The sequence below is a fragment of the Nocardia brasiliensis genome (assembly GCF_011801125.1).
GTDB classification, from domain to species: Bacteria; Actinomycetota; Actinomycetes; order Mycobacteriales; family Mycobacteriaceae; genus Nocardia; species Nocardia brasiliensis_C.
Genome location: NZ_CP046171.1, coordinates 4,486,608 through 4,510,633, shown reverse-complemented (window position 1 = coordinate 4,510,633; position 24,026 = coordinate 4,486,608). Strand labels below are relative to the sequence as shown.

General features: G+C 64.8%; 21 protein-coding genes. 14 read left to right on the top strand and 7 right to left on the bottom strand.

The features are described from left to right. Nucleotides 1-8: 8 nt before the first annotated feature. From F5X71_RS20260 to F5X71_RS20215, 10 genes are all read left to right on the top strand, one after another. The gene (locus tag F5X71_RS20260; protein ID WP_238815353.1) at nucleotides 9-818 is read left to right on the top strand and encodes an MlaE family ABC transporter permease; all 810 of its coding nucleotides are present in this window, start codon (nucleotides 9-11) and stop codon (nucleotides 816-818) included. Then, the gene (locus F5X71_RS20255) at nucleotides 815-1,672 is read left to right on the top strand and encodes an ABC transporter permease (protein WP_167463460.1); all 858 of its coding nucleotides are present in this window, start codon (nucleotides 815-817) and stop codon (nucleotides 1,670-1,672) included. The genes F5X71_RS20260 and F5X71_RS20255 overlap by 4 nt, the downstream gene beginning before the upstream one ends. Nucleotides 1,673-1,812: 140 nt before the next feature. Continuing rightward, a complete protein-coding gene (locus tag F5X71_RS20250; protein WP_167463459.1) occupies nucleotides 1,813-2,724 on the top strand; it encodes an MlaD family protein in 912 nt (303 codons plus the stop codon). Then, nucleotides 2,721-3,737: an MlaD family protein gene (locus F5X71_RS20245; protein ID WP_167463458.1), complete on the top strand. Its 1,017-nt coding sequence runs from the start codon at nucleotides 2,721-2,723 to the stop codon at nucleotides 3,735-3,737. The genes F5X71_RS20250 and F5X71_RS20245 overlap by 4 nt, the downstream gene beginning before the upstream one ends. Further along, the gene (locus F5X71_RS20240; protein ID WP_167463457.1) at nucleotides 3,725-4,750 is read left to right on the top strand and encodes an MlaD family protein; all 1,026 of its coding nucleotides are present in this window, start codon (nucleotides 3,725-3,727) and stop codon (nucleotides 4,748-4,750) included. Before F5X71_RS20245 ends, F5X71_RS20240 begins: the two co-directional genes overlap by 13 nt. 32 nt (nucleotides 4,751-4,782) lie before the next feature. Then, nucleotides 4,783-5,850, top strand: coding sequence for an MlaD family protein (locus F5X71_RS20235; protein ID WP_238815352.1), 1,068 nt, complete (start codon nucleotides 4,783-4,785; stop codon nucleotides 5,848-5,850). Next, nucleotides 5,847-6,923: an MlaD family protein gene (locus F5X71_RS20230; protein ID WP_238815351.1), complete on the top strand. Its 1,077-nt coding sequence runs from the start codon at nucleotides 5,847-5,849 to the stop codon at nucleotides 6,921-6,923. The genes F5X71_RS20235 and F5X71_RS20230 overlap by 4 nt, the downstream gene beginning before the upstream one ends. Before the next feature lie 74 nt (nucleotides 6,924-6,997). Continuing rightward, a complete protein-coding gene (locus F5X71_RS20225; RefSeq protein ID WP_238815350.1) occupies nucleotides 6,998-7,888 on the top strand; it encodes an MlaD family protein in 891 nt (296 codons plus the stop codon). A gap of 197 nt (nucleotides 7,889-8,085) precedes the next feature. Next, nucleotides 8,086-9,666: a flavin-containing monooxygenase gene (locus F5X71_RS20220; RefSeq protein ID WP_167463454.1), complete on the top strand. Its 1,581-nt coding sequence runs from the start codon at nucleotides 8,086-8,088 to the stop codon at nucleotides 9,664-9,666. Then, nucleotides 9,666-10,595, top strand: a complete 930-nt coding sequence (locus F5X71_RS20215; protein WP_167463453.1) for an SDR family NAD(P)-dependent oxidoreductase — start codon at nucleotides 9,666-9,668, stop codon at nucleotides 10,593-10,595. Before F5X71_RS20220 ends, F5X71_RS20215 begins: the two co-directional genes overlap by 1 nt. Nucleotides 10,596-10,717: 122 nt before the next feature. Here the strand turns inward: F5X71_RS20215 and F5X71_RS20210 are convergent, their stop codons facing one another. The 7 genes from F5X71_RS20210 to F5X71_RS20180 form a co-directional block, all read right to left on the bottom strand. Further along, nucleotides 10,718-11,335: an SAM-dependent methyltransferase gene (locus tag F5X71_RS20210; RefSeq protein WP_167463452.1), complete on the bottom strand. Its 618-nt coding sequence runs from the start codon at nucleotides 11,333-11,335 to the stop codon at nucleotides 10,718-10,720. A 1,085-nt stretch (nucleotides 11,336-12,420) separates the two neighbouring features. Beyond that, on the bottom strand, nucleotides 12,421-13,341 hold the full coding sequence (locus tag F5X71_RS20205) for an MBL fold metallo-hydrolase (RefSeq protein WP_167463451.1): 921 nt from the start codon (nucleotides 13,339-13,341) through the stop codon (nucleotides 12,421-12,423). Between the two features lie 180 nt (nucleotides 13,342-13,521). Beyond that, nucleotides 13,522-14,517 (bottom strand): amidohydrolase family protein, encoded by a 996-nt coding sequence (locus F5X71_RS20200; protein WP_167463450.1) that lies wholly within the window; start codon nucleotides 14,515-14,517, stop codon nucleotides 13,522-13,524. Between the two features lie 32 nt (nucleotides 14,518-14,549). Continuing rightward, complete coding sequence (locus F5X71_RS20195) at nucleotides 14,550-16,025, bottom strand: GMC family oxidoreductase (protein ID WP_167463449.1); 1,476 nt, start codon at nucleotides 16,023-16,025, stop codon at nucleotides 14,550-14,552. A gap of 66 nt (nucleotides 16,026-16,091) precedes the next feature. Beyond that, the gene (locus F5X71_RS20190) at nucleotides 16,092-16,418 is read right to left on the bottom strand and encodes a nuclear transport factor 2 family protein (protein ID WP_167463448.1); all 327 of its coding nucleotides are present in this window, start codon (nucleotides 16,416-16,418) and stop codon (nucleotides 16,092-16,094) included. Between the two features lie 41 nt (nucleotides 16,419-16,459). Continuing rightward, the gene (locus F5X71_RS20185) at nucleotides 16,460-17,209 is read right to left on the bottom strand and encodes a glucose 1-dehydrogenase (RefSeq protein WP_167463447.1); all 750 of its coding nucleotides are present in this window, start codon (nucleotides 17,207-17,209) and stop codon (nucleotides 16,460-16,462) included. A gap of 90 nt (nucleotides 17,210-17,299) precedes the next feature. After that, entirely contained in the window at nucleotides 17,300-18,319 is a 1,020-nt protein-coding gene (locus F5X71_RS20180) for an alcohol dehydrogenase catalytic domain-containing protein (RefSeq protein ID WP_238815349.1), read from the bottom strand. A gap of 928 nt (nucleotides 18,320-19,247) precedes the next feature. On the opposite strand from F5X71_RS20180, the gene F5X71_RS20175 reads away from it, so the two are divergent. The 4 genes from F5X71_RS20175 to F5X71_RS37045 are packed head-to-tail and all read left to right on the top strand — an operon-like array spanning nucleotide 19,248 to nucleotide 23,963. Beyond that, the gene (locus tag F5X71_RS20175) at nucleotides 19,248-19,928 is read left to right on the top strand and encodes a TnsA-like heteromeric transposase endonuclease subunit (protein WP_238815348.1); all 681 of its coding nucleotides are present in this window, start codon (nucleotides 19,248-19,250) and stop codon (nucleotides 19,926-19,928) included. Beyond that, nucleotides 19,925-21,991, top strand: a complete 2,067-nt coding sequence (locus F5X71_RS20170) for a Mu transposase C-terminal domain-containing protein (RefSeq protein WP_174817103.1) — start codon at nucleotides 19,925-19,927, stop codon at nucleotides 21,989-21,991. Before F5X71_RS20175 ends, F5X71_RS20170 begins: the two co-directional genes overlap by 4 nt. After that, nucleotides 21,985-23,004, top strand: a complete 1,020-nt coding sequence (locus F5X71_RS20165) for a TniB family NTP-binding protein (protein ID WP_167463445.1) — start codon at nucleotides 21,985-21,987, stop codon at nucleotides 23,002-23,004. The genes F5X71_RS20170 and F5X71_RS20165 overlap by 7 nt, the downstream gene beginning before the upstream one ends. Beyond that, entirely contained in the window at nucleotides 23,001-23,963 is a 963-nt protein-coding gene (locus F5X71_RS37045) for a hypothetical protein (protein ID WP_238815347.1), read from the top strand. Before F5X71_RS20165 ends, F5X71_RS37045 begins: the two co-directional genes overlap by 4 nt. Nucleotides 23,964-24,026 lie beyond the last annotated feature (63 nt).

Sequence of the window (24,026 nt, the reverse complement as noted above, 5' to 3'; positions counted from 1 at the left end):
ATGGCGGTGTGGCCGCGGTGCTACGCGACAATCTGCGCGCCACCGCACTGTCCGGCCTCGAGACATTCGGACGCCTGGTGGCCTTGGCCGTCGAATCGCTGCGCGGTGCAGTCGGAGATGTCATCGCTCGCCGTTTCCAGTGGACCGAAACCGCGCGGCAAGCGTGGTATCTGGTCACTGTCACCGCGATTCCGGCCGTGCTGATGGCGGTGCCGTTCGGTGTGGTGGTGTCGGTGCAGGTCGGCAATCTCATTCATCAACTGGGCGCTGATTCGTTGCTGGGCGCGGCCGGTGGGCTCGCGGTCATCCAGCAGGGCGCACCGCTGGCGACCGGGCTGCTGCTAGGCGGTGCGGGCACCGCGACCATCGCCGCGGATCTCGGGGCGAGATCGGTCCGCGAGGAGATCGACGCGCTGCGGGTGATGGGTATCAGCCCGGTGCACCGTCTGGTCATTCCCCGGCTGGTGGCGATGCTCGTCGTGGCGCCGCTGCTGAACGTACTGATCATCTTTGTCGGTGTGCTCGCCGGATACGCGGTGGCCACTGGCCTGCAGGGAGTGACACCGGGCAGCTATTGGGCGACTTTCGGAGCCTTCGCCACCTTGACCGACGTCGCCATCTCGATGAGCAAAGCCGTCATCTTCGGATTCCTGGTCGTCATCGTCGGCTGCCAGCGCGGGCTGGAAGCCAAGGGCGGCCCGCGCGGGGTCGCGGACGGTGTGAACGCATCGGTGGTGCTGTCGGTGGTCGCCATCGTGGTCGTGAATGTCGCTATCACACAGCTGGTTTCGATGTTCTCACCGACGAAGGTGGCATGATGGCCGCGCCCTATGCACCCTGGCTGCTACGCAGTATCAACCAGTCGACTCACCGGGTGCTGGCCTCGATCGAAACGGTGGGCTTCGCGGCCGTTTTCGTGTGGCAGGCATTCGCCTCGATTCCCCTGACCCTGCACCGCTATCGCGCACAGACCATGCGCATGATTACCGACATGACTTGGGGCCGCGGCTCGGTCATCGTCGGCGGCGGCACTGTGCCGGTCCTGGTGATACTTGGTATCGCGATCGGTGCGGGCGTGGGGATCCAAGGCCACACGGCGCTGAATCTGGTCGGCCTCGGGCCGCTCACGGGCATTGTGTCGGCGTTCGCGAATACTCGGGAACTGGCGCCGATCGCCGCCGCCATCGGGTTCGCCGCGCAGGCGGGCTGCCGAATGACCGCCGAGATCGGGTCCATGCGGATCTCCGAGGAGATCGACGCGCTGGAATCGCTCGGCTTGAAATCGGTGCCGTTCGTGGTCACGACCCGGATCATCGCGGGTGCGATCAGTGCGGTGCCGACTTTTCTCGTAGCCCTGCTGCTGAGCTACTTCGCCAGTGCGGCAGTGGTTCTCGTCATGCATGGGCAGTCCTCGGGGGTGTATGACCATTACTTCTTCCAGTTCGTGAACCTGCACGACATCGTGGCGGCGACGATCAAGATGCTGGTGTTCACAGTCGCGGTCATCCTGATCCACTGCTACCAGGGCTTTTTCGCTACCGGCGGGCCGGAGGGTGTCGGTGTCGCCAGTGGCCGGGCCGTGCGCGCCAGTTTCATCGCCATCATCTCGCTCAACATGGTGCTGACCATCGTGTTGTGGGGGATCAACACGCCGATCACGTTCTCGGGGTGAGGGGTTTGCCTTTCCACGCACTGTCAGGGGTATCGACGAGTCGACGCGGCGCGCTGCGAGCGGGGGTGCTCGTGTTGGTCCTCGTCGTGGCGGCGGGGGTGGTATTGCACGGTTGCGCCGCAAAACGAGACGACGGTCTGATGCGAATGCAGCTGCGCACCAGCCACATCGGTGAGGGTATCGTCGCCGGTGCCGGGGTACGGCTCAATGGCGTCGTGGTCGGCCGGATCACCGACGTCGACAGCACCCCTGGCGGTACTCAACTGATCACCCTCGCGGTGGATCGGTCGCAGCTGTTCGGGCTCAGCGACAGCGTGCAGGTGGAGTACGCGCCGGCGAATCTGTTCGGCATCAGCGAGATCGTGCTCCGGCGCAGGCCGGGCGGGGCCGAGCTGCACGAGGGAGCGGTCGTCGACCTCACTGCGGCCGGGCGCGTCAACGACGTCACCATGGGCAGTCTGCTGCGGTTGCTGTCCCAGAACTCGCTGACCGTACTGACTCCGCAGTTGACCGACATGCTGACCCGCTTGGGCACCGACCTTCAGGCGTTCGCCCCACTGATCGAGGCGATGGTCGGGGTGAGTCGCGCGGTCGCCGATACCCAGCGTTACCCCGCATCGTTCCTCACCGAGCAGTACGCGGCGTTCCTCGACGGGGTCGCGAATTTCGGGGACGGGTTCGTGAAACTGATCAACGAGGTCTATCACATCGACGTCCTGCGTAACGATCGCGCGCGATTCGATGTCGGCGTCGGGCTGGTCGTGGATCAGCTGTTCCCCGAGCTGAGCCGGCTGTTCGGGACCGCGGACCGATATCTGGGCGGCTACTCGGACGCAGTCGCGGTGCTGCTCGGCCAGTTGGCGCGCACCGTGCCCGATCCGGATCGCTCCCACGCCGAGCTGTCCGAACTGATCGATCGGCTCGACCGCACGTTCGGCTCGACACCGGACGGCCCGCAGGTCGGTGTGGACATCCTGATGCGCGCCGTGCCCGGCATCGCGGTGCCGCTGCTCGGGGGAGCGATCCCCACGTCGGTTGGCGGTGGACGATGAGGGCAGCGAAATCGCCACGCGCGGTTGTTATTCGGCTGGCATTGTTCACGGCGCTGATCGGGGCGCTGCTGGCCGGGATCGTGTTGGTGATCCAACGTCCCGTCAACGGTCGCACCGATAGCTTCGATGCGGTGTTCACCGATGCCAGCGGACTGCGCCAGAACGACGATGTGCGCATGTTCGGCGTCGCCGTGGGCAAAGTGACCGGCATCGAGCTGGACGGTGTGCAGGCCAGGGTGCGGTTCAGCCTGCACAAGGACCGGCCGTTGTATCGGAGCAGCACATTGGCCATCCGCTACCAGAACCTCACAGGCCAGCGGTATCTCGACATCAGGCAACCCGGTGCCGCCGGGACGCGGGTTAGGCCAGGCGCGACTATCGGTGTGGAGCAGACGATTCCGTCGTTCGACATCACTGCGCTGTTCAACGGGATGGAACCGGTGCTCGCGGAATTTTCGCCGGACGCGCTGAACCAGTTCATGCGCAACGCGATTGCCGTCATCGAGGGCGACGGCACCAAGGTCGGCGTTACCCTCGACGCGATCCAGAAGCTGTCGGGCTACGTGACCGATCGTCAGGCCGTGATCTCGGTACTGCTGCGCAATTTCGAACGCGTCGCCGACCAGCTCGGCGGCAAGTCGCCCGAAACTGCCACGCTGATCAAGGGCATCTCCGAGGTATTCGTGAACCTGCAGAAACAGCTCGAAGGACTGATGGATTTCGTCGATGTCGCACCCTCGGTGCTTGGTCCGCTCAACAGCCTGCTCGCCAGGCTCGGATTCACCGAACCCGAGAATCCGGACCTGCAAGACGCGCTGCGACGGCTGTTTCCAGACCCGCAGGCGACCGTGGACTTTCTGAACATGCTGCCGGGGTTGTTGCAGTCGCTGATCGCGACCATTCCGTCGCGCGACAATCACGTCGATATGACCTGCGCAGGCGGCAAGGCCGAGGTACCGGCTCCACTAGCCGTACTTATTGCCGGGCAAAGGGTATCGATATGCAACGGCTGAAGTCCGCGGCGCACTGGCTGCGTGAGGTGCGCTACGGTACCGATACCGACCGGCGCACCCAGCGGCTGCTCGGCGTCGCCGGACTCGTGGCGTTGGTGATCGTGCTCGTCGCGAGTGCCGTGTTCTACGTCCTGCCGATCGGCAAACACACCTATACCGCGTTGCTCGATGATGCCGGATCGGTCAAAGTCGGCGACGATGTCCGGATCGCCGGTATCTCGGTCGGTGCGGTGAAATCGCTGGATCTCACCGAGGATGCCGTGCGGATGAGTTTCACGGTCCGCGACAGCGTGTTCGTCGGCGCCGACACCAGCCTCGAGATCCGCATGCTCACCCCGATCGGCGGGCATTACCTCGCGGTGTTCCCGGCGGGTCGAGCCGCACTCGGCTCGACAGCGATTCCGGCCGAACGGGTCCGGCTGCCCTACAGCCTCGTGCAGGCCATCCAGGACGCGCAGCGGCCACTGTCCGGCGTCGATGGCGACACCCTGCGCCGCACGCTGGCCGATCTCACGGCGTCCTTGCAACGCAGCCCGACTTCGATCGTGACCTTGACCGACGCGCTGTCGAGGATGACCGAATTACTCGACAAGCAGCATCACGACGTCGTCCGCGCCTTGGATATCGCCGACGAGTATCTGGGCATGCTCAGCGACTCTCGCACGGTGATCGGCGCGATGCTGTCCAGGATCGGGTTGATGGAAACCCAGCTCTTGAACCGCCGCGCCGATGTGAACGAGGCGCTGCGGGTTGCCTCGCAATTGTTCGCGCGCATCGCCGCGGTCGAGCCTGCCTGGCGCGAACAACTCGAGCCGCTCGCGGACCGGATCTTGGCCGCCAGGCCACAGCTGGAACAACTGGGTCGGCAGCTCGGTGGCGTGGCCGATCAGCTCGCACAGGCCGGCGACCGCCTACGCGCGCTGATCACACCGCAGGGTGTCGCGGTGGATCAGTCGGATCAGACCATCACCTCCCGGCCGGTGTGCGTGCCGGTCCCAGGAAAGGGGTGTTGATGCTGCGTCGCCTGTTCGCTTCGCGAGGATTCGTGTCCCTCCTCGGCGCGGTAGTCCTGGCCTTCGCTGTCGCCGCGGTCGGTGTCGTTGTCACCGAGCCGTTGAAGAAACGCATCGAATACTGCGCGATCATGCCCGATGCCATCGGACTCTACGTCGGCAACGACGTGACCCTGCGTGGCATCAAAGTCGGTGAAGTCACCGCGATCCGCGCCCAGGGCAGCGGGATCCGTGTCGACTTCCGAGTCGACGCCGACCGCCCGCTGCGCGGAGAAGTCACTGCCGCAACGGTTTCCGACACCATCGTCGCCGATCGTCGACTGGCCGTGCACAGCGGCAAAGGAGCGGACTGGAAACCCCGTGACTGCGTCACCAAGACCGCCACGCCCAAGAGCATCACCCAGACCCTCGACGCGCTTGCCGCACTGGCCGATCAGCTCGACGGTGGCGGCGATCCGGCCGAGCGTGACCGGATCGGTTCCGCGGTAGCGGAATTCGATCGGGCCACCGCGGGCACCGGACCGCAACTCAACAAGGTGATCACCCAACTCGCCGCAGCACTGCGCTCCCCGGATGCCTCGATCGCGCGTTTGGGCTCACTCATCGATACCGTGGCCTCGCTGTCGAAAAGCGTCGCCGAGGGGTGGGGGGACCTGCGGCAGATGCTGTCCGGGCTGTCCCCGGTGCTGCAACTGGTGAACCAAGTGTGGGCTCAGGTGGTGCAGATCGTGAACTCGTTCGTGGTGATCCTGCCGTGGTTCAACGACATCACCACCAAGTACGGGGACTCGATCCTTGCGCTGGTGGACGCATCCGTGCCGTTCCTGGATCTCGTTGCCGCACACGTCGGCAGCATCGAGAAGCTGATCGATATGATTCCCGTTGTCGCCCAGGGGTTCCGGGATGTCGCAGATCCACAGACCGGACGCGTGACAGTGTCCTACGCCGCACCGAGGGCCGCACTCGTCCAGTCGGACGCTGATCAAGTGTGTGCGGCGGTGAACGCCCTGGCTCCCGGCAAATGCGCCACTGCCGCGGGCGGTCTCGCATCGATCGATCTGAGCACTCTGGTGCTAGGCCTGACGGGAGGTGGGCGATGACCGAATACCGGATCATTCGGCGCACACTGGTCATCGCCGCAGTGGCCATGGCGACGATACTGCCGGTATCGAGTTGCGGTATCGATGCGTCGCACCTGGCACTGCCCGGCACGGGAGTGCACGGACCGACCTACCGGGTCCACATCCAGTTCGCCGACGCGCTCAACCTGCCCTCGAACGCCCGGGTGATGGCCAACGGCGCGCAGGTCGGGCGGTTGCGGTCGGTGACAGTCGCCGACCCGACCGCGACCGGCCCCGGGTCGGTGCTCGCCGAGGTGGACATCGAGCGCGCGGTGCCCTTGCCCGCCGCCACGATCGCGCAGCTGCGACAGGACACCATCCTCGGCGACGTCTACATCGGCCTCGACATCCCCACCGGCACAACCACTCCCACGCTCGAGCCCGGAGACACCATCCCGATCGCGCAGACCAAACCGGCATTGCAGATCGAAGACGTCCTGTCCGCAATGGCGACCTTCGTCTCCGGCGGCGCGCTGCACGCGGCTCAGGACATCGTCAATCGAGTCAACACGGTGCTGCCCGCGGATCCGGCCGAGACCGCGCGCATCGCAGACGTGCTGAAGAACGACCTCATCGACATCGCCGCCGACCAGGACGCCATCACCGCCTTCCTGGATTCGATCGACACCAACGCCCGGCTCATCCTCGACAACCGGGATCGACTCGACGAGATCCTGACCCCGCACGGCGTCGTCGACATCACCGAGATCGCCCGATCACTCATCGGCGTCGTCGGGGTCATCGGCGCGCTGGGCGGGCTGGCGCACGCACTGGCATGGATCGCCCCACTCGCCACCCAGGGCGACGCCGCCGCGCGCGCCTTCGTGCCCATGCTGCTGAACACCGCACGCCCGTTGAACCTTTCGGCGCCCTCGAACCTGAACGCCCTGGTGGCCTTCCTGCGCGACAAACTCATTCCCTGGTCGCAACGGCCGGCGGTGAACGTCCTCGGCGTGCACATCGATCCCGCCGACCCGGTGCAGTCGATACCCGCCGGGGACCAGATCGACCGGATCGTGGCCACCTTGCGCATGATCGGAATGGTCAGATGAGAGCACCCAAACCAGGCTCCGTTCTCTCATTGACTGCGATCGCCGTTATCGCCCTCGTCTCCAGTGCCTATCTGTTGTTCGGTGTCGCCAGGGTCGACTGGTTCGCCCAACGATCCTCGGCCACCCTGTTGATCCCCGATGCCGCCAACCTGGCGCAGCGCTCACCGATACTGTTGGCTGGAATGCGGGTCGGGCAGGTGACCTCGGTTCGCAATACCGCCGGTGGTGTCGAAGTGCGCTTCGATATCGACTCCGGTCGGCGCATCCCTGCCGACAGCACGGTTGTGATCGAAACCCTCTCGGCACTGGGCGAACCGTATATCGACTTCCGGTCTGCCAGTGGCGACGGCCCATACCTCGCAGACGGCCAGCTCATCCACACCCAGGCAGTCCGCACGCCGAAATCCATTCCCGAAGTCGCCCGCACTGTCACCGCACTGCTCGCCGAGCTCGACCCAGGCGCCATCGCCTCGCTGGTCCAGACCTTCTCCCAGGCGCTCGACGGCACCGAAACGGTGATACCGCAACTCACCCACGCCTCGGACTTGCTGGCCGCCACCTTGATCAGTCGCTCTCCGCAGATCCGGGACATCCTCACCAACGCCCAGGCCCCCGGACCCGACCTCGCGCTCGCGGGTGCCCAGATGGCCGAGGGTGGGGTGCAGTTCGGCGAGTTCGGCGTCAAGGTCAACGAAGTCGTGAAGTCTCTCCAGCGACTCCTCGACGCTCGCCCCGTTCCTGATGCGTATACCGAAGGAAACGGCTTGATCCCGTTCGTGTCCAAGCTCACCGACCACCTCGACCGCATCGGTCCCGACGCGCAGCGCCTCTACCCGGTGATCGGACCACTGCTGACCCGCGCCGCTACCGCCGTCCCCGGCATCGACCTGTCCGCACTCATCGCTCAGGCCCTTGCCTCGGTGAGCCCTGACGGCACCATCCGCCTACAGCTCGACATCAAGTAGCCGACTGCCAGAATGCTCCCAAATATACTGTTGCACAGTCATTTTAATGTCCCCGCCGTTGTGGCCGCGCGAGTTGTCGGGGCGCTCTACGGGCATTTCAAAAAGTATTGCAATCTGGATTGCGTCACTATATATTCGAGGAGTTCGCCGAACTTCGGCGATGAGGTCACCTCAGTGCGGAGGAATGAGGATTCGTGATGGCAGAGGCGGTTTTGCGTGAGTCCGCGGGCAGCGGCACGGTCACACCCGACCATGAGGTGGTGATCGTCGGTGCGGGGTTCGGCGGCATCGCGGCGGCCATTGCCTTGCAGAAGGTCGGCGTCGACAACGTCGTGATCCTCGACAAGCACGATGGCGTCGGCGGTACCTGGCATGTGAACACCTATCCTGGTGTGCAGGTCGACATCCCGTCGATGGTGTACAGCTACTCCTTCGATCAGCGCTCGGACTGGTCGCGGGTGTTCGCGCCGGGGGCGGATCTGTGCAAGTACGCCAACGACGTGGTGGATCGACACGGTCTGCGCCCCAAGGTGCGATTGAGTCGGACGGTCACCCAGGGCGAGTGGGATGAGGACAACCAGCTCTGGCGCGTGCATACCGACGCTGGTGAGGTCTACACCGCACGATTCCTGGTGCCTGCCCTCGGTGGCATCGAGGTGCCCAAGCTGCCGGACATTACGGGCATCGACTCCTTCGCGGGCCAGATCATGCACACCTCCCGCTGGGATCACGACTACGATCTGCGCGGCAAACACGTCGCGGTCATCGGCACCGGAGCCTCGGCATTGCAGTTGATTCCGGCTATCGCCGACACCGTCGAGCATCTGACGGTATTCCAGCGGCGAGCGATCTGGATTGCGCCGAAGCCAGACTGGAAGGCCGGTGCTTTCACGCGATTCCTGTTGCGCCGCAAGGCATTCCGTGCTCCGGTGCGGGCGCTGATCGGTGGCGGAGTCTCGGTGGGCACCGGGGCGGCGTTGCTGGCGGGCAAACGGGCGCTGCCCGCGCTCAAAGTCGCCGAGGCCACGCTGCGGTTATGGATGCGTACCCAGATCCACGACCGTGAACTGCGCGAAAAGCTCACCCCCGACTACCCGTTCGGCTGCAAACGGCCCTCGATGTCCAACGAGTATTTCAAGACCTTCACCCGTGACGACGTCACGCTGGTGACCGACCTGATCGACCACGGCACCGAGCGCGGACTGGTCACCAAAGACGGCACCGCACACGAATTCGACGCCATCGTCTGTGCCACCGGTTTCGCGGTTATGGGCCAGGGCACGACCCCGGGCTTTCCGACCTTCGGACGCGACGGTGTCGAGCTCGGAAAGTTCTGGCACGAAAACCGGTTCTCGTCCTATCAGGGCGTCAGCGTGCCCGGGTTCCCCAATCTGCTCATGATCGTCGGCCCCTACGGTTACGCGCCCAGCTCCTATCACTGCTTCGTCGAGGCCACCGCCGCACACGCCGCACGCGTCATCAAGGAAACCCTGCGCCGGGGCGCAACGACCTGCGAGGTCACCCAGCAAGCACACGACGACTTCACCCAGAAGTGCCGCGATCAGATCGACAAGATCGGCTACGTGGACCTGTGCACCGGGTCCAACACCTACTACATCAACTATCAGGGCGATGTGGCGCTGATCCGGCCGCAGAGCCATCTGACCATGTGGTGGCAGAGCCGCTTCTTCCCGCTCAACGTCTACCGGTACACCAGGAACACTCTCGATCCTGTTGTGGCCGATACGATCTCGATCGATCAGAAAGCAGGCGTGTGATGCTGCGCGCGAAACCGGATCCGCGACTTGTGCTCATTACCGGCGCGGGCAGTGGCATCGGCAGAGCAACCGCCCTGCGATACGCCGAACGGGGTGCGACCGTCGTGGTCACCGACATCGACGGTGACACGGCCTCGGCCACCGCACAGATGATCCGTGCGCGAGGTGGCAGCGCGGTGGTCTATGTCCTCGACGTCACCGACGACAACGCCTGGCAACAGCTCGCCGCCGAAGTATCCGAACAGCACGGTGTGCCCGACATCCTGGTCAACAACGCCGGGTTCGGCATCGCAGGCGGGTTCCTCGAGCACACCAAGTCCGACTGGGACCGTCTGCTCGCGGTCAATCTCGACGGCGTGGTCAACGGCTGCCGAGCGTACGCCCCCCGCATGGCCGAGCGCGGCAGCGGGCAGATCATCAACATCGCCTCCGGCCTCGGCTACATCCCCTGGGCCATGACACCGTCGTACTGCACCTCCAAGGCCGCGGTCCGAATGTTCAGCGAATGCCTGCGCGTGGAACTGGCCCCGAAGCGGGTCGGCGTCACAGTCATCTGCCCGGGTGTGGTCGGCGGAACCGCCATCGTCTCCAATGCGCGAATGGTGGCGTCGCTCGATGACATGGAAAGTATCGAAAAGGGCGAATTTCAGCGTGTCGCAGGTTTTCTCGTGGAGAAGTTCGGATCAAAGTTCAGCTCACCAGACTATGTGGCGCGCGGGATCGTGCGCGCGGGACAGCACAACTGGGCCGTCGTACCGGTGCGGCCGGAATCCTGGCTCATGTTCGCCCTGCATCGCCTTTCGCCGGGCCTGTTGCGCGGCGGCGCCGCCCTACTCGCTCCTCGGCGAGTGGAACAAGCAGTGGCCGCCGTGTCGACCCGTATCCCGCAACGTTGGGTGGACGTCGTCCGTGCCCGCGTCGACCGCTGAGCTCTCACACCCAAATCCATGTGATCTCAAGGCGCGCCGTACCTTTCACGGAGCTACGGCCAGACCGCTCCGGATGACAGGAACACGAGACCTGTCAGCCTACACTGCAGGAGCCATTCGGTTCAGCTGCGATCGCTCGCCAGGTTCCGCACTTTGCGGACCTGAGCGTGGAACTCGTAGACATTGTTCGTGATGCATCGGTGCATGCGTGCATGCTCTCGGATCGACCGCAGTAGCCGCGATTCGGCTGCCTCGGTGAGCGTATTCCTCGATTCGAGCTGTGCCAGTTGCGAATCCGCCCACGCGATACTCCACAACCAGTAGTCAGCGCCTTCGGCGGTAAGGTCGACGTTACGATCCAAGTTGAATCCGCTTACTTTCGCGGCCGCGATGTACTCCGCCAGCGGACCGATGTCGATTGTCCAGTATCGATCTGCCGGCGCCTTGGATACCGGCACGTCGAACTTTCCTGGCGGATGCGCGGCAGTGAAGTCCCCGACCATCGTCGAGACCAGGTGGCCCATGTCGGCGTCGTCAGCCAACTGTGCTGCCAGTCGCGCTTGCGCTGGTTCGGTGGTGAGGCCGGTGACTTCGACGCCGAAGCGTTGAGCCCGATAGAGTGCAGGCCCGCCCAAGCCGCATCCGATATCGAGCACTCGACCGCGAAACGCCGCTGCGGCGTCCCAGATATCGAAAAGAATGCTATGAAAGAATCTCGCACTGTGGATGAAGAATCTCACTTACGTGAGGACAGCCAAGTGGATGGTCGATCGAAGGCTCGACCACACGCTCCGTTCACGACGCAATTGGGTTATGGGTGCGATACCGAGAGTGAGGTGACCGATTGAAGAGTGTGTAATAGAACCTCCCGGTATTGCGATAGATGAATTATCTGAAAACAAGTCGACGTGTAGTCGACTCACCCCATCAAGGAGATGGTCACGATGAGTGTAGTCAGGAAATTCTACGCCGCCGCTTTGCTGCCGTCGGCGCTGTCGCCTCGATCGCCGCTGCGACAGGAGGAGCTCAGGCAACCGAGCTATGTGCGGGAATCCCAGAACCGGGGACTTCGGTTCCGGTCGTGACGCAGGACAACCATAACCCTCCCGGGGTTGGCCTACGTATCGAACCGCAGCATGACGTATATGTCGTCAACGTCTGTGCGTATCAGCCGGTTGATGTACCGCAGGTATTCCCGGAGCAAGGCGTACGTTAGCGGTCTTCTCCAACAGTGAATTCTGGCCCGTCGGGAGCCCGCAATATGGCTCACCGACGGGCGGCCCAGCTTCAATGGGAGTACACAGGCGACCCCAACAGGAGTGGTCGACGGTTCGCCTGTGTGTTATCCGCTCCACCTTCGATAAACTCAGGAGCCCCCGGCGTCTTCGGCCCGTGAGGGCCAGCGACAGGCACGCTTGGTGAAGGCGAGCTCCCGCTGAGCGGATGCGAGCCGCCGACCTCGGGCCATTGATGCTGCAACAGTTTCGAGAAGCACTCGTGACGCCCGATAATCGGATCGTTCCCGGAAGACCTCGGAGCGGCCTTGGCACCCATCGGGTTTCGGGGCCGATAATGTCATAGACAAGCAGCGGTCACGCTCAGCAACCAGCGCAGCGACTCGCTGAGCTGCCGCACCTACAGATCTCCGCACCAGAGCGATATTCGCACGAAGTGTTCTTTATCGAATTGTCAACATCGGCGCGCTCACAGGTTACTCCACGACCTCGACCACCGTGGTTGGAGTGTCGAATTCGACCGGGCCGAGCCCGCGCCAGCGAACCGAGACCTTGCACCGTGTTGTGTTGGTCGGTGTTCCGTCACTGTGTCAAGGCAGGCGGCGGGGGGTTGGCAGCACGGCGGTTGCGGGGACCGGTTCCCAGCGGGCGAGCCCGTCCTGGTCGCGCCTGAGGCGGCCGAATGCCTGGTCGCCGAAGTGGAATGCGAACCCGATCGTGCCGGGTTGCTCGAGTTCGGTGCTCAGGCGCTGGCGTGCGGCGCCTACCGCGGTGTAGTCGACGTCGGGTTTGGATGGCCAGTCCGGATGGGTGAGTTGTGCTGGGATGTGGAATCCGTCGCCGAAGACGATGACCCGAGCGGTGGTTGTGGAGATGATGTAGGAGGTGTGGCCTGGGCTGTGCCCCGGGGTGACGAGGGCGTGGACGCCGGGGAAGATTTCCTCGCCGTCGGTGACGCGGGTGTGGGTGCCTGCCATGGGGTCGATCACTGTGCGGCGCGGTGGTGCGCCGGGGATGATTTCGCCGCGTCCGTGTGGCGCCCATTCCTGTGCGGCGACGAGATAGCGGGCGTTCGGGAAGAATTTGTGGCCGTCGGGGCCGAAGGCCCATCCGGTGTGGTCGATGTGCAGGTGGGTGAATGCCACGGTCTCGATGTCGGAGGGGGCGTACCCCAACTTGGCGAGCACTTCCGGGAGCGCTCCGCAGTTGACAGGGCCGATGTAGGTCTGCCCGAGTGACACATCACCTGTGTAGGGGCCCATGCCGGTGTCGATCAGCAGCCGTTTGTGGTCTCGCTCGACGAGCAGGCCGCCCGCGGACAGTGCGACGAATCCGTGCGCGTCGAGCAGTTCGGGATGGTCGGCCCAATACTCGGCGGGGATATCGGGGAAGAATCCTGCCGGCGTGAGTCCCATGGCGCCATCGACGACATACGTCAGCCGCACGTCACCGAGTTGCAGTGACCGCACCGCTGACTGCTCGTTCAATCTGCCTAGGTCCGAAGACACCATGAGTGCGCTCCTATCTCCTTGATCTGACGGATTGGCTGTGGCTCGCACGGAAGGTCCCCGGATTTGATGAGTTGCGTTGTCTGGGAACGTTTGCCGTCGTGTGGTCCAGAGAGCCAGGGATTGAACAGGGTGGCGGTGCTCGCTCGGCTGATGTGGACCGGCTGTGTGTTCGTTCGACGGTTACCGGGCTAGATCGAGCAGTCGCTCGGCGTTGAGATGGGCGATCTTTTCTTTGTCGCCGGGGCTGATGGGGAGGTTGTCGAGGAACTGCCTTGCCGCGCTATTGGTGCTGTACGGGTAGTCGACGGCGAACAGGATTCGGTCGATGCCGATGGCGTGGACCGCGCCGGCGAAGGGGGCGTAATCGAATACGCCGCTGATGGTGATGTGAAAGTTCTGGGTGAAGTAGTCGGGGATAGGTCTGGCCAGTTGCACGAGCTTGCCCATCCGGTCCTGGACGCGCCAGATCATCGACGGCAGGGTTTCCCCCATGTGACCGATGATGATCTGCAGGTTCGGGAATCGGTCGAAGACACCGGCGATGATCAGCCGGAGGGCGTGCAGTCCGGTGTCGACGTGCCAACCCCAGGCGGCGGTACCGAGGATCTCGGTGACCACTGGGGAGAACCCGGCATAGCAGGCATCGAAAACAGCCTGTGGCGGGCGGGTGGGATGCAGATAAATCGGCACCCCCAGCACCGCGGCCCGCTCGAAGACCGGCCAGAAGAACTCGTCGTCGAGGTACCTGCCACCGACGTGGCCGTTGACCATAGCTCCGCGGAAACCCAGTTGTAAGACCGCGCGGTCGAGTTCGTCGGCGGCGGCCCTGGGCTCCGACATGGGCAGTGTGGCAAATCCGCCGAAGCGATCAGGGTGGGCCGAGACGGCTTCGGCGACAACGTCATTGGCCTCCGTTGCCAGCCGGATCGCCGTCATGGAGGCAAGGGACTCGGTGGCCGGAACGGTCTGCGACAGCAGTTGCATGTCGATGCCCGCGGCGTCCATATCGGCCAGCCGTCCGTCGCCGAGACCGGAAATGCCCGCCGGGACCTCGGCGCCTTTCTGCCATTGACCGGCATCGGCGAGTAAGTCGTACATTTTCGCGAGCGGATGATCCGCGTTCGCCTCGCGTAGCGCCCGAGTGGTGAAGTGCTCTTCCAAGGCGATAATTTTCACGTGATCCTCCCAGGATGATTCCGATGGAGCAGTCAGGCGTGTGCGAGTTCGGCGGCGATGTGTTCGGCGGCCATGAGCACGGTGAGGTGGATTGCGGCAGAAGGGATGTCGGGGAAGATCGAGGCGTCGACCACCCGCAGTCCTTCGACTCCGAAGACCGCTCCGAGCGGGTCGACGACGGCGCCCATCGGGGTGGTCGATGAATAGTGGTGATAACTGTTCACCGTGGATTCGATGGAGGCGTCGACGTCCATCGAGCCGGGGTTGAGTTCGTGGTCGATGACGTCGGCCAATGGGCTGGTGGCCGCGATGTGCCTGGCCAGTGCGATGCCCTCGGCCACCCTGCGCCAGTCGGTGGGCTCCGCGAGCAGGTTGAGGTCAACGCGGGGGTCGATGTGCGGGTCGATGCTGGTCAGCGTCAGTGTGCCGACGGAAACCGGTCGGACCAGTCCGACCGAGAGCAAAAACGCTGCGCCGGTGGGGCTTCCGCTGTGATCTCCCACGTGTGAGGCGACGATGTGTAGATCCAGTTCGTCGCCGACGGCTTCGGAACTGGCGGTCCAGGCTTTCGCGCCGAGCACCGGTATCGGTTCGCCGATCAACTCTGGTTTCGCGGCGTAGACGTTGTGGTAGAACGGGTGGTCGTACAGGGTCTGACCGACCGGGAGGTCGGCGACCACTCCGACACCCAATGCGGCGAGCTGGGCGGCAGGGCCGATACCGGACCGAAGCAGGATCGCGGCGCTGCCGATGGCACCCGCACTGAGCACCACCTCCGCAGCTCTCAGGTGGGTGCCGCCAGCGAGTAGGACGCCGACGGCGCGGCCGCCTTCGATCAATACTCGATCGACCAACTGATCGCCGAGGATGGTCAGGTTGGGGCGGGAGCGGACAGACTCCGTCAAATACGCCATACCGGTATTGACCCGTACGCCGTCTACGATGTTCATCGGATACGGGCCGACGCCTGCAGGCTTGGGCCCGTTGAAGTCCTCGACGGCCGGAATCCCGGTAGCGAGCGCGGCATCGACGAACGCGCGCTGCATGGTGCTCAGCTCGGTGCGGTCCAGTTGGTGCACCGGCAGCGGGCCACTGCGGCCATGCCACTGATCACTGCCCCCGTCGGCGTTTTCCAGCGCTCTGAACGCGGGCAGGATCTCGTCGAACGACCAGCCCGCGACATTCCAACGGGCGAAATCCGCCTGCGTCGCCCGTACCGCGATCGCCCCGTTGACGGCGGAACCGCCGCCGAGGACTTTGCCTCGGTAGAGGGCTATCGGGTGACCGATGCCCCCTGGTTCGGACATCGTGCCCCAGTCGTGGCCGGTCGCGCCGCCCAGCACAGTGCTGGAGGAGATTGAGGGCGGGTAACGATCGGGCTGGTATACCGGGCCCGCCTCCAACAGGGTCACCCGCCGTGCCGGGTTTTCGCTCAATCGGGCGGCGAGCACGGCACCGGCTGAGCCGCCTCCGACGATCAGGACGTCTACGGTCTTCTCCTGCGCCATGATCGAACCTTTCGCGTCTGGGTTGCGTTGTGCGAGTTACCTTCCCGCAGGATTGTGTGGTGTCGTTCAGCCTGTGATGCGCATCAGGTCGAGGTGGTCACCGTTGAGGGTGAAGGTGAAGTCCGAAGGTCCGTTGAAGCCGTTGCCGCCTACTTGGGCGCTGACGGTGACGGTGTCTCTGGTCTGTGTGGTGCTGGTTATTTCGAGGGTGATCTGCTTGCCGATGAACTCGTTGTCGCTCCACCGTCGGATGGCCTCGTGTCCACGGAATTCCCGGCCCCAATCGTCGACCGTGCCGTGGTCGGTGAAAGTGGCAAGGAAGGCATTGGTGTCGCCGGAGTTGGCGGCGGTGAGGGCGCGGCGGACGGGGGCGGGCAGTGTGGTGGTGTCCATGTCAGGTGTCCTTTCAGACGGGATCTCGTGTGAGTCGATATCTAGTTGCTGGAGCCACCGTTCATGAGGATTTCTTCGCCGGTGATGAAGAACGAGGCGTCGCTGCCCAGGAATTCGGCGACGTCTGCAACGTCGTCGGCGGTGGCCAAAGCTCCGATCGGCACCGAGTTCAGGAGTTGCTTCTTGTAGGGGTCGTCGTCGCTGACACCGGCGAAAATTCCGGCACCCTCGATGGGGCCGGGAACCAAGGAGTTGACGGTTACCTTGCGGTGGCCGATTTCCTGGGCCAAGACTTTGACGAGGTATTTGGGTGCGGTTTTGCTGGTGCCGTAGAGCCCGAGTCCGGGATGCGGGCGGGAGGTGGAGCTGGAGGCGATGTTGATGATCCGGCCGCCGTCGGCGATGTGGCGGGCGGCGGCCTGCAGCACGAAGAACGGGCCTTTGGTGTTGACGCGGAACAACAGGTCGAAGTCGTCTTCGGTGACGTCGGTGACGGGGATGTTGACTTTTTCGATGCCCGCGTTGGCTACCACGATGTCAACCTTCCCGAACGCATCCAGCGCTGCATCGAACAAACGCTCGATCTCGGAAACCTTGGACACGTCTGCCCGCACGATGATCGCTTTCGCACCGGCTGCGGCCACGGCTTTCTTGACCTCTTCGGCCGCGGCCGTGTCGTTGGTGTAGTTGATGACGATGTCGGCACCCAATTCGGCGTAGCGCAACGCGATGGCGCGGCCGATGCCACGGGACGAGCCGGTAATCACGGCCACTTTTCCGCGAAACGACATAACGGATTCCTTACTGTCGTGGTGGTGGAACACGGTTGTCGCTGACTCCGGCCGTTGCGGGGGTCAGTGGTAACGCGTGGCCGGGTGATATCAGCGGTGTTCGGGGAGCAGAACTGAGCGATAGCGCGCGTTGGGCATGTTCTGGAAGGCGGCTTCGGCGTCTTTGAGGGGGTAGGTCTCCACCAAGGGGCGGATGTTCTTGAGTGCGGCGAACTCGAGGGTGTCTTCGGAGTCCTTGGCATGTCCGCTGTACCAGCCGGTGACGGTGCGCCGGCCGAATACCAGCAGCTCAGGGTTGAGGTCGAGAGATTGGTGGTCCGCGGCGATCACCACCAAACGCCCACCGGGACGCAGACCCGCGAGCAGATCGGCTTGGGCGGGACTGGAACCGACGGTGGACAGCGCAACCTTGGCGCCACCGAGGCGGGTGAGCGCTTCGCCGACACTGCCCTCGGTGCTGTCGATGTAGTCGTCGGCGCCCAGTTCCCGGGCGATGCCTTCTTTGGCGCGTCCGCGGTTGATGGCAATCGTACGGAAGCCCATCTTGTTGGCGAACTGGATGGCGAGGTGGCCCAGGCCGCCCACGCCGTGCACGGCGACCGTTTCGCCAGGACCTGCCTCGGAGTGACGCAAGGCGTTGAAGGTGGTGATGCCCGCGCACATCAGGGGCGCGGCGTCGGAGAACGACAGCGCGGCCGGGATGCGGGCGAGTGCGTCTTGTGGTGCGATCGTGTATTCGGCGTAACCGCCGTCGTAGGACAGGCCGACGACCTTGCGGTCCACGCAGAGCGCGAACTCGCCCTGACGGCAGTAGGCGCATGTCATGCAGCTGCCGCCGTGCCAGCCGATGCCGACCCGGTCGCCGACCTGCCAGGCGGTGACGCCCGATCCGACGGCGTCGATCTCACCGGCGATCTCATGGCCGGGCACACGTGGCAAGGAGACGCCGAGCAGGCCGAGCCGGGCCAGGTTCTCCCCGCCGCACACGCCGCAGGCGTGGACCTTGACGCGGACTTGACCCGCTGCGGGTTCGGGGATCGGGATTTCGGCCGAAACGAATTCCGCGCCTGCGGTGACTACCTGCATCGCGTGCATGGTGGAGGTGCTCACAGTCGTACTCCCTTGTGTTGTGGGGGTTTGGCGTGTTGTGGAGTCGCTAGCGACACATCGTCAGGTGCTCGGCCGATCGCCGTGAAGATGCTCCCACGAGGTGGTATCGCCGCTAACGATTACATGATACTAGCGCTAACTATCGACGCTACCAAACGACTGTTATCGTCGTTACATCATCGTTGTCGCACGGTTCCACGCCGCTGCGGTCGGGTCGCGGAGGCGGCGTTCATGGTTGCGGGCGTTGCTCAGTCAGCCGAAGCCCGATCACCCCGCGCCGCGGCACGGCAATTGGCTTGCTCGGGCTGGAGAGCAGGGCGACCACGGCGCTCTTCAGGAGTTCGTCAGAATTCCGCCTTGGGATGATTCAGCCCATGGCGGGGGCCAATGGGCTAACGTGATGTGCCCCAGGAACCGTTGTGGCGGTTGCGGTTTCCACATCCCGAACTGAGGCGGGCGACACGTGGATTTGGCACTGACACGTCTGGGCGTTTGTCTTGAGCGACTATCCGGCCTGGCGGACGTAGGGGCCGAATCGAGGATTTCCGCGCAGTGATCACTCTGGGGGTCGACGATCGCACCGGGCATCGAACGGGGGCTGACAGTCGATGCCGCGCGGCACCCCCTCCGGCCGCACAGTCACCATCGCCCGACTCTCGGGCGCGTCACTAGGGTGGCTTTGCCCGCCATCTCTGACGGCAGTTATCCACGAATCTCGGCGGCGCCGCCAGTCTGCGGAAAGCAATGTTCACGAATAACTGTCTCGTCTCGGTTGGGCTGAGGCAGTCTCATCGATCTGAGGCATTTCGCGGTTTGTCTCGCGTGATCTGCAGCAGCGCATAGTATTTCGCGGGTGATGGGTGCGTCGCCAGTGTTGGGTCCGGTTGGGGCTGCGGGCTTCGAGGTGGAGTTCGTGACCGTGGGCGGCATGCTGGTTCGGCGGGATCTGTCGGCGGTGTGGGATGTGCCGTTCGAGGTGGTGGACCGGCCGGTGCGGTCGTTTCGTTCGTATCGGGGGCAGCGGAGTTATTCGGGTTGGTGGTGGATGGCGAGTTCGGCACGGCATGTCGGCTACGAGTCGTGGCTGGAGCGGGACAACGTGATGGTCCTGGATGCCGATCCCGATGTCGCCGCGGTGGTTTCGCAGCCTTTCCGGTTGTGGTGGAGCGATGGGGTCAAGCCGCGTCCACGCCGGCATGTGCCCGACTATTTCGTCCGTCGGGCCGATGGCGGCGTTGTGGTCATCGATGTTCGTGCCGACGACCGCATCGAGGACGACGACGCGGCGTTGTTCGCCGCGACCGGGGTCGCGTGCCGGGCGGTGGGCTGGGAGTATCGCCGGGTCGGCGAGGTCGATCCGGTGCTGGCCGCGAATCTGCGGTGGCTGGCCGGGTTTCGGCATCCACGCAACCGGGTCGAGCCCGCCGCAGCGGAGTTGTTGCGGGTATTCGCTTCCCCGCGAGCGATGTTCGACGGGGCAGCGGCGGTTGGGGACCGAATTGCGGTGCTGCCGACGTTGTTCCATCTGTTGTGGACAAGCGAACTGGTCACCGACATGACCGTCCGGTTGGACGGGTCAGCGGTTGTGACGTCGAGGCGGGCCGCGTGAGGCAGGCGGTGTTGCGGGCCGGAGACGAGATCCGGCTGGAGGGTAGTGAATACACCGTGGTCTCAGTTGCCGGTGATTCGGTCGATCTGGTCGACCCGGTCGGGACGCCGGTCACGATCGCGGCGAGCGAGCTGCTGGGCGCCGCCGGATTGGAGCTGGTGTCGGCGTCACGACCACGGTTGATCTCCGAGGAGGTATTCGATGCGGTCCCTGCGGAGGTGATGGAGCGGGCCAGATGGTGGGAGGCGCAGGTGATCGAGGTCCTGACCGGCGAGCCGTCCGGCGGGGCGGCTGGCGCTGCGGTTCGGCGTTCGTTGCGGCAGCGAGAGCTTGCCAAGGTCGACCAGTTACGGGCCGCCGGGCATGCGGTCAGTCTGGGCACGCTGCAGCGGCATCGGCTGGCCTACCAGCGTGACGGGCTGCTCGGGGTGGTCGATCGCCGTTTCCTTCCCCGTCGTTCGACGACCGGCCGGGTCGACGAACGGGTAGTGGAAGTGCTGCGCAGGCTCATCGACGAGGAGACCGATCGCTCGACCGGCACCGGCAGCCGGCTGATGCGCCGCACGGAGAATGCGCTGCGCGAAGCCTACGGCGACCAGTCGCCCGCAATGCCGTCGCGAGCGACGTTCTACCGGCTGGTCGATCGCATCGCCGCGGGCAAACACACTCTGGGATCGGCCCGCACCCGCCGATCGCTGGCCAAACAGCCGGACGGGCCTTTCGGCACCGTCACCGCGGCCCGGCCCGGCGAGATCACCGAGATCGACTCCACACCGATCGACGTCCGGGTCGTCCTGGACGACGGCACCGTCGACCGGGCCGAGCTGACCGCACTGGTCGATGTCCGGACTCGCACGATCGCCGCAGCGGTGCTGCGGCCGACCACCAAGGCGGTCGATGCGGCGCTGCTGCTGGCCAGAGCGCTGACTCCGGAACCGATGCGGCCGGGCTGGTCGGATGCATTGCGAATGTCGCGGTCGGTGCTGCCACACCGGCGGTTGACCGAAATCGACCGGCGGCTGTCCGACGCGGCGGCCCGGCCGGTGATCGTGCCGGAGACCATCGTGTTCGACCACGGCAAAGCCTATCTGTCGCAGACGTTCCGATCGGCGTGCTTGGCGTTGGGCGTCAGCTTGCAGCCCGCTCACCCGGACACCCCGACCGACAAAGGCAAGGTGGAGCGGACCCTGCAATCGGTGGGCACCCTGTTCGCTCAACATGTCGCCGGATACGTCGGGTCCTCGGTCGAGCGGCGCGGCAAAGACGCTGACCGGCAGGCGGTTTGGTCGATGCTGGAGTTGCAGGAACTGCTCGACGAGTGGATTGTCGCGGTCTGGCAGAACCGCCCTCACGACGGGCTTCGTGACCCGATCACACCGGGAAACGTGTTGACGCCCAACGAAATGTATTCCGCGATGGTCGAGATCACCGGCTATCTCCCGGTCCCGCTGACCGCCGACGACTACATCGAACTGCTGCCCGCCACCTGGCGCACGATCAACTCCTACGGCGTCAAGCTCAACAACCGCACTTACGATGCGAAGGCACTGAACCCGCTGCGCCGCCAGCACTCCGGCGTCGAACACCGCAACGGACGCTGGGAAGTGCACCACGACCCCTACGACATTTCACGAATATGGGTGCGCGACCACACCAGCAGCCGCTGGATCACCGCGTATTGGACACATCTGAAGACCACACCGGCCCCGTTCGGCGAACTGGCCTGGCAGCACGCCCGCACCACCTTGACTGCCCGAGGAAACGACACCGCTACCGAAGCCGAAATCGCGCAGGCTGCAACCGATCTGCTCAACCGCGCCGAGCGCGGCCCCACCGTCGATGCTCCGCAGAAGCCAACCACACGAGAACGCCGAGTCACGGGCCGAACCAGAGCCACGACCGCTTCGCCACATCCGGCTTCGCTGACCAGCTCGCCTGAGCCCGAGGGCGGCGAGCCCGAGGGCGGCGAGCTCGACGGCGAGCCGTCGGGCGAGACCCGTCTGGCGAAGGTGATTCCGCTGGGAATTTTCGATCCCTTCGAGGAGGCGAAGAAACGGTGGTGATCCCGGCACCGTCCGACAGCGACGATGCGGCCGGGCATCTGACCACCCTGCAGGGATGGAACCGGTTCACCGACTCCGCGGTGAAACCACCGGAACTACATCCGCCGGAGCGGCTTCGGGAACTCGGCCGCGTCGAGCGTGAAATCTATGACGACCTGCGGTTGGACTACCACACCCGGCTCGGGGTCGTGGCCACGTCCACGTTGCGGCGGGTGGTCAACACCGGGCGGCGGTTGACACTGCTCAACCGGCACGCGATCAGCGCGCGACGCGGGATGGTCGTGTCCGGCGCGGCCGGCACCGGCAAAACGACCGCGATCACTCAGTTCGGCAAGGCATACCAGGCGATCGACCGGGCCCGTCATCCCGGCCACGACCGGATTCCGGTCATCTACGTCACGGTCCCGCCCGCAGCGACCTCACGCATGCTGGCCATCGAGTTCGCCCGATTCCTCGGACTGCCGATTCCCGCGCGCGCCAACATCACCGACGTCATCGAAGCCGTCTGCGGTGTCAGCGCCGACATGCGCGTCAGCCTGGTACTCGTGGACGAAATACACAACATGCAGCTCGCGACACGCAGCGGCGCCGAGGTTTCCGACACGCTCAAATACTTTTCCGAGCGCATCAACGCCACCTTCGTCTACTCGGGCATCGACGTCGAACACCAAGGGCTGTTCAACGGCACCCGCGGACGGCAGATCGCCGGCCGCTTCACCCTCATCCCCACCCTCGCATTCGGATTCACCGACGAATGGCACCAGATCGTCTCCACCCTCGAAGACGCCCTGCGCCTGCACCACCACGCACCCGGAACCCTGCCTGATCTGGCCCGTTACCTGCACCAACGCACCGGCGGAATGATCGGCAGCCTCTCACACCTGATCCGCGGCGGCGCCCTGGAAGCGCTGCTCGACGGCAGCGAAGCAATCACCAAACCACTATTGGACGCGGTCGATCTCGACCACGCCGCACAAACCAACCCCAGCCGCAAACCCAGCCCGACCCGATGACCACAACCACAACTGACACCCCGGATCCGCTGCGCCCGTTGCCGATCCGTCCCAGACCGCAACCCGGCGACGACTGCCTGGCCTACATCCGGCGCCTCGCGGTCGCCAACCACATGCGCCCCGCCCACCTGCGCCGATATCTGCAGGACCCTCACGACGGCAACCACATCCGGCTCGACCGGCTCGCGGCCCTATCGGGCCGCTCACCAACCGCGCTGCAATACGCCCTCACCGACCTGCACCCCGACCCGGCAAAGGCCAGCCCGGCCAACCGCCGGTCACGGTCCCCCCTTCCACGAACCGAAGTGTTCCGGCTGATCCGCCGCGACGCCCGCCTCGGCATGAGCATCAACGCGCTCGCCGACCGATACGGCGTCGGCGAACGCACCGTCCACCAAGCACTGAAATCACCGAACCCGCAGCCCCGCAAGCAATACCCGCAGCGCACGTCCCGGCTCGACCCGTTCATCCCCGTCATCGACGCGATACTCGAACAGGAACACACCGCGACCGGACCGAGACGCGGAACGATCCAATCGATCTACGACCGGCTCGTGACCGAACACGCAGCCGACGTGTCCTACAGCATCGTCCGCACCTACGTCGCGCATCGCCGCAGGACCACAGCCCACAGCCTGCTTCCACCGGCCCACCAGGCCGTCGAAGCCTACGACCTCGACCGGCTGCGCATCCACCTCGACCTCGGCGACAACGTCGACACCCAGCACCACGGCCGAACACTGCTCCACCACGCCATCGACATCGAACACGCCCGTCACAGCAGCGGCGAACCGCTCAACGCCACCATTACCGCATTCCTCCTCGCCCGCGGCGCCAACGGCCACCGGCCCACACCCCGATTCCCAAGTCCCATTGCGCACGCAGCCGACCTCGGACACTGGCTCGCCGTCGAACTCATCAGAGCCGCAACCCATCCCGATCTGCACCAGATCAACTGAGACCCGCAACCCACGGCCGTCTCACTCGATCCGAAGCAGCCCAGGCCAATCGCCTACACCCAC